11 protein-coding genes are annotated in these 13,040 nt (G+C 72.4%); 6 read left to right on the forward strand and 5 right to left on the reverse strand.

What is annotated here, in order from left to right:
* The first annotated feature begins 93 nt into the window (after positions 1 to 93).
* Positions 94 to 1,476 carry a decaprenylphosphoryl-beta-D-ribose oxidase gene (gene dprE1 / locus IO24_RS0106785; RefSeq protein ID WP_031132917.1) on the forward strand — a complete coding sequence of 461 codons (1,383 nt, stop codon included), beginning with the start codon at positions 94 to 96 and terminating at the stop codon, positions 1,474 to 1,476.
* Between the two features lie 22 nt (positions 1,477 to 1,498).
* Positions 1,499 to 2,254, forward strand: coding sequence for a decaprenylphospho-beta-D-erythro-pentofuranosid-2-ulose 2-reductase (gene dprE2, locus IO24_RS0106790; RefSeq protein WP_031132919.1), 756 nt, complete (start codon positions 1,499 to 1,501; stop codon positions 2,252 to 2,254).
* A 12-nt stretch (positions 2,255 to 2,266) separates the two neighbouring features.
* Here the strand turns inward: dprE2 and IO24_RS0106795 are convergent, their stop codons facing one another.
* From IO24_RS0106795 to IO24_RS0106815, 5 genes are all read right to left on the reverse strand, one after another.
* Positions 2,267 to 2,845: a 2'-5' RNA ligase family protein gene (locus IO24_RS0106795; protein ID WP_031132921.1), complete on the reverse strand. Its 579-nt coding sequence runs from the start codon at positions 2,843 to 2,845 to the stop codon at positions 2,267 to 2,269.
* A gap of 139 nt (positions 2,846 to 2,984) precedes the next feature.
* Positions 2,985 to 3,998, reverse strand: a complete 1,014-nt coding sequence (gene trpS / locus IO24_RS0106800; RefSeq protein ID WP_031132923.1) for a tryptophan--tRNA ligase — start codon at positions 3,996 to 3,998, stop codon at positions 2,985 to 2,987.
* A 137-nt stretch (positions 3,999 to 4,135) separates the two neighbouring features.
* A complete protein-coding gene (locus IO24_RS0106805; protein WP_031132925.1) occupies positions 4,136 to 5,584 on the reverse strand; it encodes a glycine hydroxymethyltransferase in 1,449 nt (482 codons plus the stop codon).
* Between the two features lie 265 nt (positions 5,585 to 5,849).
* Positions 5,850 to 7,025 (reverse strand): glutathionylspermidine synthase family protein, encoded by a 1,176-nt coding sequence (locus IO24_RS0106810; RefSeq protein ID WP_031132927.1) that lies wholly within the window; start codon positions 7,023 to 7,025, stop codon positions 5,850 to 5,852.
* Positions 7,026 to 7,041: 16 nt separating this feature from the next.
* Entirely contained in the window at positions 7,042 to 7,353 is a 312-nt protein-coding gene (locus IO24_RS0106815; RefSeq protein WP_031132929.1) for a hypothetical protein, read from the reverse strand.
* Between the two features lie 124 nt (positions 7,354 to 7,477).
* On the opposite strand from IO24_RS0106815, the gene IO24_RS0106820 reads away from it, so the two are divergent.
* The 4 genes from IO24_RS0106820 (at position 7,478) to IO24_RS0106835 (ending at position 13,036) form a co-directional block, all read left to right on the forward strand.
* Positions 7,478 to 8,323 (forward strand): DMT family protein, encoded by an 846-nt coding sequence (locus IO24_RS0106820; RefSeq protein ID WP_031132931.1) that lies wholly within the window; start codon positions 7,478 to 7,480, stop codon positions 8,321 to 8,323.
* A 127-nt stretch (positions 8,324 to 8,450) separates the two neighbouring features.
* Positions 8,451 to 9,029 carry an antibiotic biosynthesis monooxygenase gene (locus IO24_RS0106825; protein ID WP_031132933.1) on the forward strand — a complete coding sequence of 193 codons (579 nt, stop codon included), beginning with the start codon at positions 8,451 to 8,453 and terminating at the stop codon, positions 9,027 to 9,029.
* A 30-nt stretch (positions 9,030 to 9,059) separates the two neighbouring features.
* Positions 9,060 to 11,516: a chorismate-binding protein gene (locus IO24_RS46215; protein WP_045295950.1), complete on the forward strand. Its 2,457-nt coding sequence runs from the start codon at positions 9,060 to 9,062 to the stop codon at positions 11,514 to 11,516.
* Positions 11,513 to 13,036, forward strand: a complete 1,524-nt coding sequence (locus IO24_RS0106835; protein ID WP_031132937.1) for an AMP-binding protein — start codon at positions 11,513 to 11,515, stop codon at positions 13,034 to 13,036. The genes IO24_RS46215 and IO24_RS0106835 overlap by 4 nt, the downstream gene beginning before the upstream one ends.
* The last annotated feature ends 4 nt before the right edge of the window (positions 13,037 to 13,040 follow it).

Here is a 13,040-nt window from a genome sequence, read left to right on the forward strand (position 1 = left end):
AATATTGAGCGACATCCCATTAATCACCCATTTCGGGGAGAGGTGCCATGTTCTCGAACTAATCGCTCACACTAGGGCGATACGGTCACAGGCATGTCTGCCGACACCGATTCCGACCCGGACGTCATGGGCCTGGACCACACCACTGTCACGGGCTGGGGCCGCACCGCCCCCACCGCCGCCCGGCTGATCCGCCCCCGCACGTACGAGGAGGCCGCGGCAGCCGTCCGGGACTGCGGAGACCGCGGCGGGATCCCCCGGGGCCTGGGGCGGGCGTACGGGGACGCGGCGCAGAACGCGGGCGGGTCCGTGCTCGACATGACGGCCCTGGACCGTGTGCACGCGATCGACGCCGACGGCGGGACCGTGCTGTGCGACGCGGGCGTCTCCCTGCACCGGCTGATGGAGGTGCTGCTGCCGCTCGGCTGGTTCGTGCCGGTCACTCCCGGCACGCGCTACGTCACCGTCGGCGGGGCGATCGGCGCCGACATCCACGGCAAGAACCACCACGTCTCGGGCTCCTTCGCGCGGCATGTCCTCGCCTTCGAACTGCTCACCGCCGACGGCGAGATCCGCACGGTCGTCCCCGGCACGCCGCTCTTCGACGCCACCGCCGGCGGCATGGGTCTGACCGGCGTGATCCTCACCGCCACCATCCGGCTCCAGCCCGTCGAGACGTCGCTGATGTCCGTCGACACCGAGCGGGCCACGGACCTCGACGACCTGATGGCCCGGCTGGCGGCCACCGACCACCGCTACCGCTACTCGGTCGCCTGGATCGACCTGCTGGCCCGGGGCGCCGCCACCGGCCGGGCGGTCCTCACCCGCGGCGACCACGCGCCGCTGGACGCGCTCCCCGCCCGCCTGCGCCGCGACCCGCTCGCCTTCCGCACCCCCCGTCTCCCGGCGGCCCCCGCGATCCTCCCCGAGGGCCTGCTCAGCCGGACGTCCGTGGGCCTGTTCAACGAGCTCTGGTACCGCAAGGCCCCCCGTGCCCGCACCGGCCGACTCCAGCGCATCTCCGCCTTCTTCCACCCCCTGGACGGCGTGCCGCACTGGAACCGCGTCTACGGCCGCGGCGGCTTCGTGCAGTACCAGTTCGTCGTCGGCCACGGCCGGGAGGACGCGCTGCGCCGCATCGTGCGCCGCATCTCCGAACGCCGCTGCCCGTCCTTCCTGGCCGTCCTCAAGCGCTTCGGGGAGTCCGACCCGGGCTGGCTGTCCTTCCCCGTGCCGGGCTGGACGCTGGCGCTGGACATCCCGGCGGGCCTGCCCGGCCTCGGCGCGTTCCTCGACGAACTCGACGAGGAGGTCGCCACCGCCGGCGGCCGCGTCTACCTCGCCAAGGACGCCCGGCTGCGCCCGGAGCTGCTCGCGGCCATGTACCCGCGCCTCGACGACTTCCGGGAACTGCGCGCCCGGCTGGATCCGCGCGGGGTGTTCGTGTCCGACCTGGCCCGCCGCCTCAGTCTCTGAGCAACCTCTAGGAGCTGCTGTCATGAAGGACGCCTTCGGCCTCCCCCAGTCCCTGCTCGTCCTCGGCGGTACGTCCGAGATCGCGCTCGCCACCGCCCGCCGGCTGATCGCCCGCCGCACCCGCACGGTCTGGCTCGCCGGCCGCCCCTCCCCCGCGCTGGAAGAGGCCGCCGGGCAGCTGCGCGGGCTCGGTGCCGATGTCCACACCGTCGCGTTCGACGCACTCGACCCGGCCTCCCACGAGGCCGTGCTCGGCAAGGTCTTCGCCGAGGGCGACATCGACATGGTGCTGCTCGCCTTCGGGCTGCTCGGCGACCAGGCCCGCGACGAACGCGAACCGCAGGCGGCGGTACGGGTCGCGCAGACCAACTACACGGGCGCGGTCTCGGCGGGCCTGGTGTGCGCCCGCTCGCTCCAGTCCCAGGGGCACGGCTCCCTGGTGGTGCTGTCCTCGGTCGCGGGCGAGCGGGCCCGCCGGGCGAACTTCATCTACGGATCCAGCAAGGCCGGCCTCGACGCCTTCGCGCAGGGCCTGGGCGACGCACTGCACGGCACGGGCGTGCACGTCATGGTCGTACGCCCCGGCTTCGTCCGGACGCGGATGACCGCCGGCCTGCCCGAGGCGCCGCTCGCGACCACACCCGAGGCGGTCGCGACGGCCGTCGAGCTGGGGCTGCGGCGCCGCTCGGAGACGGTGTGGGTGCCGGGGGCGCTGCGCGTGGTGATGGCGGCGCTGCGGCACCTGCCGCGCGGGGTGTTCCGGCGACTGCCGGTCTGACCCGGGGACGGGTCAGCGGGTGGGGACCGAGCCGCGCTCCACCCGCCCGGCCTGCGGGGGTACCACCGAGCCGCCGAAGGGGAAGTCGCGCAGCTTGCGCCAGACGCCGTCGGCGCCCTGCTCGTAGAGGGCGAAGCCGGTGCAGGGCCACTCGGCCTCGTAGCCGGCGAGTGCCTCGAAGGCGCGGTCCATGGCCGCCTCGTCGATGCCGTGTGCCACGGTGACGTGCGGGTGGTACGGGAACTGCAGTTCGCGTGCGGCCGGCCCGGCGGGGTCGCGGACCTGCTGCTGGAGCCGCGTGCAGGCCTCCGCACCCGAGACGACCCGGACGTACACCACCGGTGACAGGGGCCGGAAGGTGCCGGTGCCGGACAGCCGCATGGGGAACGCGCGGCCGGCCGCGGCGACCTCGGCCAGATGCGCCTCGACGGCCGGCAGGGAGGCCTCGTCGACCTCCGTCGGCGGCAGCAGGGTGACGTGCGTGGGGATGCCGTGAGCAGCGGCGTCGCCGAAGCCCGCGCGCAGCTGCTGGAGCTCGCTGCCGTGAGGCTCCGGGACCGCGATCGAGACACCGATCGTTACGGTCCCCACGTCGTCTCCTGTCGTGTCAGTGTGGCCGCTGATACGACCACCCGGTTATCGACTGTACGGCCACGGCCGGGTTACGGGCAGGCGCAACCGGAGTGATGTACAGCGCTGTTCGGTGGTACGGCTGTGCGCGGGGGTGGGTTCAGTGCTTGGCGGGCAGGAAGCCGACCCTGTCGTACGTCTGCGCGAGGGTCTCCGCGGCCACCGCGCGGGCCTTCTCGGCGCCCTTGGCGAGGATCGAGTCGAGCGTCTCGGGGTCGTCCAGGTACTGCTGGGTGCGCTCCCGGAACGGCGTCACGAAGTCGACCATGACCTCGGCCAGGTCCGTCTTGAGAGCGCCGTAGCCCTTGCCCTCGTACTTCTCCTCCAGCTCGGCGATGCCCGCCCCGGTGAGGGTCGAGTAGATGCTGAGGAGGTTGCTGACGCCCGGCTTCTCGGCGACGTCGTAGCGGATGACGGTGTCCGTGTCGGTGACGGCGCTCTTGACCTTCTTGGCCGTGGCCTTGGGCTCGTCGAGCAGGTTGATGAGGCCCTTCGGCGTGGACGCCGACTTGCTCATCTTGATCGACGGGTCCTGAAGGTCATAGATCTTCGCCGTCTCCTTGAGGATGTACGGCTTCGGCACGGTGAAGGTCGGGCCGAAACGGCCGTTGAAGCGCTCGGCGAGGTCGCGGGTGAGCTCGATGTGCTGGCGCTGGTCCTCACCGACCGGGACCTCGTGGGCCTGGTAGAGCAGGATGTCCGCGACCTGGAGGATCGGGTACGTGAACAGGCCGACCGAGGCGCGCTCGGCGCCCTGCTTGGCGGACTTGTCCTTGAACTGGGTCATCCGGCCCGCCTCGCCGAAGCCGGTGAGGCAGTTCATGATCCAGGCGAGCTGGGCGTGCTCGGGGACGTGGCTCTGCACGAAGAGCGTGCAGCGGTCCGGGTCGAGACCCGCCGCGAGGAGCTGCGCCACGGCCAGGCGCGTGTTCGCGCGCAGGTCCTTCGGGTCCTGCGGGATGGTGATCGCGTGCAGGTCGACGACCATGTAGAACGCGTCGTGGGTCTCCTGGAGGGCCACCCACTGGCGGACGGCGCCGAGGTAGTTGCCGAGGTGGAACGAGCCGGCGGTGGGCTGGATCCCGGAGAGCACGCGGGGACGGTCAGAGGCCATGTTTCTTATTGTCTCAGAGAGCTCGGGGGGCTCTGTGCGTGGGGAACTGCGGACGTTTGGGGCTGGTCGCGCCCCGCGGCGGGGCCGCATAACGATGCGGCCCCGCGCCCCTGAGGACGCTGCCCTGACGGCGTTCGTCAGCCGAGGTCGATCTCCGGGTACAGGGGGAAGCCCGCTACCAGGTCCGTCGCCCTGTGGGAGATCTCGTCGGCGATCTTCGCGTCCAGGACGTGCTGGGCCTTGGAGGGGGCGCCCGACTTGGTCGTGCCCGCTTCCGTCGTGGTGAGGACGCGGTCGATGAGGCCGGCGACCTCGTCCATCTCGGCGGTGCCCAGGCCGCGGGTGGTCAGGGCGGGGGTGCCGATGCGGATGCCGGAGGTGTACCAGGCGCCGTTCGGGTCGGCGGGGATGGCGTTGCGGTTGGTGACGATGCCCGAGTCGAGCAGGGCGGCCTCGGCCTGGCGGCCGGTGAGACCGTAGGAGGAGGCGACGTCGATCAGGTTCAGGTGGTTGTCCGTGCCGCCGGTGACCAGGGTCGCGCCGCGGCGCATCAGGCCCTCGGCGAGGGCCCGGGAGTTGTCGACGATGCGCTGGGCGTAGTCACGGAAGGACTCCTGGCGGGCCTCGGCCAGGGCCACGGCCTTGGCGGCCATGACGTGCGGGAGCGGGCCGCCGAGGACCATCGGGCAGCCGCGGTCGACCTGGTCCTTCAGGGAGTCGTCGCACAGCACCATGCCGCCGCGGGGGCCGCGCAGCGACTTGTGGGTGGTCGTCGTCACGATCTGGGCGTGCGGGACCGGGTCGAAGTCGCCGGTCAGGACCTTGCCCGCGACCAGGCCGGCGAAGTGCGCCATGTCGACCATGAGCGTCGCGCCGACCTCGTCGGCGATCTCGCGCATGATCCGGAAATTCACGAGGCGGGGGTACGCCGAGTAGCCCGCAACGATGATCAGCGGCTTGAACTCACGGGCGCTCGCGCGCAGGGCCTCGTAGTCGATCAGGCCGGTGGCCGGGTCGGTGCCGTAGGAGCGCTGGTCGAACATCTTGCCGGAGATGTTCGGGCGGAAGCCGTGGGTGAGGTGGCCGCCGGCGTCCAGGGACATGCCGAGCATGCGCTGGTTGCCGAAGGCCTGGCGCAGCTCGGCCCAGTCGGCGTCGGTCAGGTCGTTGATCTGGCGGACGCCGGTCTTCTCCAGGAAGGGCACCTCGACGCGGGCGCCGAGGACGGCCCAGAAGGCGACGAGGTTGGCGTCGATGCCGGAGTGCGGCTGGACGTAGGCGTGGCGGGCGCCGAAGAGTTCCTTGGCGTGCTCGGCGGCGAGACCCTCGACGGTGTCGACGTTGCGGCAGCCGGCGTAGAAGCGGCGGCCGATGGTGCCCTCGGCGTACTTGTCGCTGAACCAGTTGCCCATCGCCAGGAGCGTGGCCGGGGAGGCGTAGTTCTCGGAGGCGATCAGCTTGAGCATCTCGCGCTGGTCGGCGACCTCCTGGCCGATGGCGTCCGCGACGCGGGGTTCCACCGCGCGGATCACGTCGAGGGCGGCGCGGTAGGCGGTGGAAGCGGGGGAGAGGGGCTCGGCTGACATGTGTGGACCTCCGGACGTTGCGTTCAGCGTTCACGGTACGGCCCAGGCGCACGGCACGGTTCCGGTCCCCGGCGTTCAGCCAGGTCCGGGGGCCGCTTCCCGATGGTCGGTCCCATCCCAGCACGCCAGTCACGGCCCGGCGATCAGCCTACCGGGTGGGCCGGGGAAGCGTGTGCCGGGTGGGTGGGCGTCGCCGGGCGCGGGTGCGTCGTGGCTGGTCGCGCAGTTCCCCGCGCCCCTGAGGGACGAGCCGCTGCGCCCTGTTTCAGAGGATCACGTGGGGCAGGAACCTTGCGTACTCGTCCGTAACCAGGCCCGATGATTCGCGGATGCCCAGGCCCGCCGACTCGTTCTCGACCACCCAGGCGCCCAGGACCACTCGGTTGCCGTCGAAGTCGGGCAGCGGTGCCAGCTGCTGGTAGCAGCAGGGCTCGTCGCGGACGGTGGGGGCGGATCCGGGCTCGTGGACGGTGACGCCCGCGCCCTCTCGGCCGAGGAGGGGCTTGGCGACCCAGCCCGGCAGGTCTCGCGGGCCGTCCAGGTACGCCGGGAGGAGGTTGGGGTGACCGGGGTACAGCTCCCAGAGGATCGCGAGGAGGGCCTTGTTGCTGAGGAGCATCTTCCAGGCGGGCTCGATCCACAGGGTGGAGCCGGTGCCGCCGCCGTTGTCGAGGGTGTCCAGGACGTGGTCCGCGAAGCGGTCGGTGGTGAGCCATTCCCAGGGGTAGAGCTTGAAGACGCTGCGGATGAAGCGGAGGCGCTGGTCGACGAAGCGGCCGGAGAGGCGGTCCCAGCCGATCTCCTCCATGGAGATCCAGTCGGTGGCGAGGCCGGCCTGCTCGGCGGTTTCCTTCAGGTAGGCGACCGTCATCATGTCCTCGCCGAGTTCGTCGGCGGAGGAGTACGCGAAGTAGAGGGGGCTGCCCGGCGGGAGCAGGGCGGCCTGTTTCTTCCAGGCGTCGATCAGGCGTTCGTGGAGGGAGTTCCACTGGTCGGCGCCGGGGAAACGGTCCTCCATCCAGAACCACTGGGGGGACGCCGCCTCGACCAGTGAGGTGGGGGTGTCGGCGTTGTACTCTAGGAGCTTGGCCGGGCCGGTGCCGTCGTAGCGGAGGTCGAAGCGGCCGTAGACGGAGGGGAGTTCGGCACGGCGGTGCCAGGCCTCGGCGACCGTGCGGGCGACGCGGGGGTCGGTGATGCCCAGGTCGGCGAAGCGGTCCTCGGTGACGATGTGGCCGGCGGCCGCCAGGCACATGCGGTGGAGGTCCTCGACCACCTCTTCGAGGGCCTCGATCTCCTCCAGGGAGAAGACGTAGTACGCGCTCTCGTCCCAGTAGGGGCGCAGGGAGTCGTCGGGGTAGCGGGTGAGGGGGTAGATCAGGCCCTGTTCCTCGACGGTCTGCTGCCAGCCGGGGCGGGGCTCCATGGTCCGGCGTTCCATCTGCCGTGCCCGCCCGTCAGCCGCCGCCGCTGCCGGAGCAGCCGAAGCCGCCCCGGTCGACGGCCTCGCTGCGGCTGAAGGTGCCATCGTCGGCGTAGCCGCCGCTGACGTCGGCGTCGTAGTACCAGTCGGCGTCGGTGGCGCTGGTCGTGCCGGACGAGCAGTTCTTGTCGGCGACGATCTTGTAGCCGTTGATGTAGTCGTGACTGTCCCGGTCCACGCAGCGGCGGTCGGGGTCCGAACCGCACGCGGACAGGGCCGCCGCGAGGACACCCATACCCCCCAGCACCACCGTGCTCGAGCGCAGCCTTCGCCGTGTTTCAGCCATGTGCGTGCTCCCCCAGTCTCCCCGTTGTGCACTGACAGACGGTCAGCCTAGAGATCGGTGTGAACGGGCGCGCATGACCCCCCGTCGGCAGCCGCTCCCCTACTGTCGATTTGTGTTTTTTGGAATGGCGTGTGCCCTTGGTGCGGCCGTCTGCTTCGGTACGGCGACGGTGCTGCAGGCGATCGCCGCGCGGTCGGCGGCGGCGACCGGCCCGGGCGGGGACGTGGCACTGCTGTGGCGGGCGCTGCGGCAGTGGCGGTATCTGGCCGGCCTCGCGCTGGACGGGCTCGGTTTCGTGCTCCAGATCCTCGCCCTGCGGTCCGTGCCGATCTACGCCGTGGGGGCGGCGATGGCCGCGAGCCTCGCCGTGACGGCCGTGGTCGCGGCGCGGCTGCTCAAGGTGCGGCTGAGCCGCGTCGAGTGGGCGGCGGTGGCGGTGGTGTGCGCCGGGCTCGCGCTGCTGGGGCTGGCGTCCGGGGCGGAGGGCGACGAGGCCGGACCGGCCGGGCTGAAGTGGGCGATGCTCGGGGCGGCGGCCGGGGTGCTGCTGCTCGGTGCGGCGGGCGGGCGGCTGCCGGAGCGGGGCCGGGCGCTGGCGCTCGGGCTGGGGGCGGGGCTCGGTTTCGGGGTGGTGGAGGTGTCGGTGCGGCTCATCGACGGGCTGTCGCCCGGTGAGCTGTTCCCCAACCCGGCGACGTACGCGCTGCTGCTGGGCGGCGGGGCGGCGTTCCTGCTGCTGACCTCGGCCCTGCAGCGGGGGTCGGTGACGACGGCGACGGCCGGGCTGGTGCTCGGGGAGACCGTCGCGCCCGCGTTGATCGGTGTGGTGTGGCTCGGGGACCGGACGCGGCCCGGGCTGGGGTGGCTGGCGATCCTCGGTTTCGCGGTGGCGGTGGTGGGGGCGCTGGCGTTGTCGCGGTTCGGGGAGGCGCCGGTGGAGGCGGAGGAGAGCGCCGTCGCACCGCGGTGAGCGGAAGGGCTTTACGAGCTGCCGAAAGTCTTCACCTCGCGGACAATCTTCCAGGCGTCCTGCGGGCAACCGGAAAATTGTTTGTTGAATCTTGAACGCGCGGTGAGCGCTTTCCGTATGGGACGGCGTGACCAGTAAACCCGTCACGGTCACCGTGGCCTATCGCGTGGCGCCGGGCCGTGCGGCCGACTTCCACTCCTGGGGGTGGGCCATGCTGGGGGCGACCGCGCGGCAGCCGGGGTTTCTGGGGGGTGGCGTACTTGTCGACGGAGGGGCGGAGTGGCATGTCGTCTATCGCTTCGCAAGCGAGGGTTCGGCCCTGGCCTGGGAGAGATCACCCTCCCGGGAACAGTGGGACGCCCAGCTCGATGGGGTCGCCCGGGAGGCGGAGCGCCGGAGGGTGCCGGGCACCCGGGCCTGGTTCGACGCGCAGACCCTCACACCCGCGCCGCCCGCTCCGCCGTCGAAATGGAAACTGTGGTTCGTGAATATGAGCGCGGTTTTCCCACCGGTGCTCCTGTTCAATCTGACGGTGCTTCCCTATCTCGGTGACCTCAATGCACTGTTTCGCACGCTGTTGTTGTGTCTGTGTGTGACAGCCCTTGTCACCTGGATTCTCATGCCGCGGCTCCAGCGTTTCTTCCGGAAATGGCTGTACCCGTCGCTCCAGGCACTGCGCGGGCGGCACAAACGCCGGGCCACATAGGCCCGCGAACGAACAGAGGGAGGTGGGCGGGTGAAGACCCTGCTCATCGACAATTACGACTCGTACACGTACAACCTGTTCCAGCTGATCGCCGAGGTCAACGGCGAGGAGCCGGTGGTGATCCGCAACGACGCGCCCGTCGACGGTCTTCCTGATCTCCGGGCGTTCGACAACCTTGTGGTGTCCCCCGGCCCCGGGCATCCGGGCGAGACCCGTGACTTCGGCATCGGCGGCAGGCTGCTCGCGACCTCCCCCGTTCCCGTGCTCGGTGTGTGTCTGGGACATCAGGGCATCGCGCTCGGGGAGGCCGGGCTGGTGGGGCCCGCTCCGGAGCCGCGGCACGGGCATCTGTCCACGATCCGCCATGACGGACGGGACCTGTTCCACGGCCTGCCGCAGCACTTCACCGCCGTCCGCTACCACTCACTGGCCGTGCGCGAACCGCTGCCGGAGACGCTGGAGGCCACGGCCTGGGCGGAGGACGGCGTCCTGATGGGACTCCGGCACCGCAGCCGGCCGCTGTGGGGGGTGCAGTTCCATCCGGAGTCGGTCCTCACGGAGTACGGGCACCGCATGCTCGTGAACTTCCGGAACCTCACCGCCGAGCGGGCGGGCAAGCTGCGCACGAAGAACACGGCGGTGCCGTCGCACGAGGGGTTCCGACGGCGACCGCTCGTCCCGGAGTGCGACACGGGGGCCCGGCGGATGCCGGGGGGTGTTCTCGACCTCGGCGGTCTACGTCGTCCCGTGGCCGCGGCCGCCTTCCAGGCCGCCGCACTCAGGCAGGCCACGGCGCGCCCGAGCGGCGGGGCCGGGGTGGTGGTGTCCGGTGAGCCCCGGACGGTCGTACCCGGCGGGCCTGGGCAGGTCGTGTCCAGCGAGGCCGGTTCGGTCACTGTGCCGGCCCGGGCCGGCACGGCCGGGGAGCGGGAGACGCACGCCGAGGTCGACGCGTCCGCCGCCATCCCCCGCCCCCGCCGGCCCGGGCGGGTCGGGTATCGGCTGCACACCCGGCGGGTCACCGGGGCCGTGGACGCCGAGGCGGTCTTCAGCCGGATGTTCTCGGGGTCGCCGCGGTCCTTCTGGCTGGACAGTTCGCTGGTCGAGCCGGGGCGGTCGCGGTTCTCGTTCCTCGGGGACGACCAGGGGCCGCTCGCCGAGTTCGTGCGGTACGACGTCGCTGCCGGGCGGTGTGAGATCGAGCGGGCGGGGCGGCCCGTGCGGCGGGTGAGGGCGAGTGTCTTCGATTATCTGAAGCGGCAGTTGAGCAACCGCCGGGTGGACGCGACCGGGCTGCCGTTCGACTTCACCGGCGGCTACGTCGGCTACTTCGGCTACGAGATGAAGGCGGACTGCGGCTCGCCCAACCGGCACCGCTCCCCCACCCCGGACGCCGCCTGGCTGTTCGCCGACCGGGTGATCGCGGTGGACCACGAGGAGGGTTTCACCTACGCCGTGTGCCTGGCGGAGGACACCCCGCAGGCCGCGCGGGAGGCCGCCGACTGGCTGGAGGGCGTACTGGCCGGACTCTCCTGCGTGGCGACGGAGCGCCCGCCGCTGCCCGGGGAGCCTGCCCCGGCCGACCCCGGCGCCGCCGAGCCGTGGCTGGTGCGCGACCGGGTGACGTATCTCGAGGACATCGAGGCCTGCCGGCGGGCCCTGCGGTCCGGCATCAGCTACGAGGTCTGCCTGACGAACGCCGCCCGGTTACCCGCTCCGCCCGACGCGCTGGAGTTCTACCGGACGCTGCGCCGCGACAACCCGGCCCCGTACGCCGCGTTCCTGAGATTCGGGGAGCTGGAGGTGGCCGGCTCCTCGCCCGAGCGGTTCCTGCGGATCGGCCGGGACGGCACCGCCGAGGCCCGGCCCGTCAAGGGCACCGCGCCCCGGGGCGACGGGCCGGAGGAGGACGCCCGGCTGCGGGACGCGCTCGCCTCGGACGCCAAGACGCGGGCCGAGAACCTGATGATCGTGGACCTGCTGCGCAACGACCTGGGGCAGGTCTGCCGGACCGGGACCGTGCGGGTGTCCCGGCTGATGGCCACGGAGACGTACGCCACCGTCCACCAGCTGGTGTCCACCGTGCAGGGCAGGCTGCGGGCCGGCACGGACGCGGTGGACTGTGTGCGCGCCTGCTTCCCGGGCGGGTCGATGACCGGCGCGCCGAAGCTGCGCACGCTGGAGATCATCGACTCGCTGGAGACCGAGGCCCGCGGCGTCTACTCCGGCGCCCTCGGCTACTTCGGGTGCGGTGGCGGTGCGGACCTCGGCATCGTGATCCGGACCGCCGTCTTCGCCGACGGTGCGATGCATCTGGGGGCGGGCGGTGCGATCGTGCTCGGCTCCGATCCGGACGCCGAGTACGAGGAGATGCTGCTGAAGACGGCGGCCCCGATGCGCGCCCTCCAGCGGCACACGGCCGACCGGATGCGGCAGCAGGGCCCACCGGGGCAGAAGGCCGGGGCGGCCGGGGAGGCCCGGCGATGACCAGTCCGCAGGTCGCACCGAGCCCGCCCGAGGCCGGGGCGCCCGGGAACCTCGCGGCCCACCTGGCGGAGCTGGCCGAGCGGCGCGGGTGGACCGGCCGGACCGCCTTCCACCAGGGGCACCGGGCCTGGACCCACGGTGAGGTGCACGGCCTCGCCGCCCGCGCGGCCACGGTCCTGGCCGGGCACGGGGTGCGCCCGGGAGACCGGGTGCTGCTCGCGCTGCCGGACTCCCTCGCCTGGGTGACGGCGTTCCTCGGCACCGCCCGGCTCGGTGCCGTGGCGGTCCTGGTCAACCCCGAACTCCCCGCCGCCGACCACGCGTTCCTGGCCGAGGACACCGACGCCGTGCTGTGTGTGACGGGACCGGGCCTGGAGGACCGGTTCGCCGGCCGGACGGGGCTCGGCGCCGACCAGCTGATGGCCGTCGCCCCCGCCGCCGAGCTCGCCCCCGCGCACCAGGTCGACGCGCACAGCCCGCTCTACGTGCAGTACACCTCCGGCACCACGGGCCGTCCCAAGGGCGTCGTGCACACGCACGGCGATCCACGGACGTACCACGACCTGGTGGGGCGGCGGGTGCTGCGGATCACCGCGGAGGACGTCACCCTGTCGGTGTCGAAGCTGTACTTCGCCTACGGGTTCGGCAACGCGTTCGTCTTCCCGCTGTTCTCCGGCTCGTCCGCCGTGCTGGTGGACCGGCGGCCCGGACCGGCCACCGTCGACGAGCTCGTCGCCCGGCACCGGGTGACGCTGCTGTACTCGGTGCCGTCCGCGTACGCCGCGCTGATCGCCGAGCGGGGGCAGGGGCACGAGGGCTGCTTCGCCTCGGTGCGGGCCGCGGTGTCGGCCGGCGAGGGCCTGCCGGAGGGGCTGGCCGGGCAGCTGACCGCACTGCTGGGCGCGCCGGTGCTGGAGCAGATCGGCTCCACCGAGGCCGGTCACGCGTTCTGCGCCAACGGCTTCTCCCACAACCACCCGGGCACCGTGGGCCGGCCCGTGCCCGGCTTCGAGGTGGAGCTGCGCGACCGTGACGGGCGTCCGGTGCCGGACGGCGACGAGGGTGAGATGTGGGTGCGCGGGCCGACGGTGACGCCCGGCTATGTGAACCGGCCGGAGGAGACCGCCCGGGCGCTGGCCGGCGGCTGGCTGGCCACGCGGGACCGGGCCCGCCGCGAACCGGACGGCACCTACCGGCATCTGGGCCGCGCCGACGACATGGAGATGGTCGGCGGCATCACCGTCTCCCCGCTGGAGGTGGAGGCCGTTCTGCGCGGCCATCCGGCGGTGCGGGAGGTGGCGGTCGCCGCCGTTCCCGACGGGCGCGGCGCGAGCCGGCTGCGGGCCTTCGTGGTCCCCGTCCCGCCCCTTCGGGACGGACTGGCCGACGAGTTGACCGGCCTGGCGCGCGAGAGCCTCGCCGCGTTCAAGGTCCCCCGCAGCGTCAGCTTCGTCCCGTCGCTGCCCCGCACCGCGACCGGGAAGCTCCGCCGCCACCTGGTGCGCAAGGGCGCCTGGTGAACAC

Source organism: Streptomyces flavovariabilis, assembly GCF_000725785.1.
Taxonomy (GTDB): Bacteria; Actinomycetota; Actinomycetes; order Streptomycetales; family Streptomycetaceae; genus Streptomyces; species Streptomyces hawaiiensis.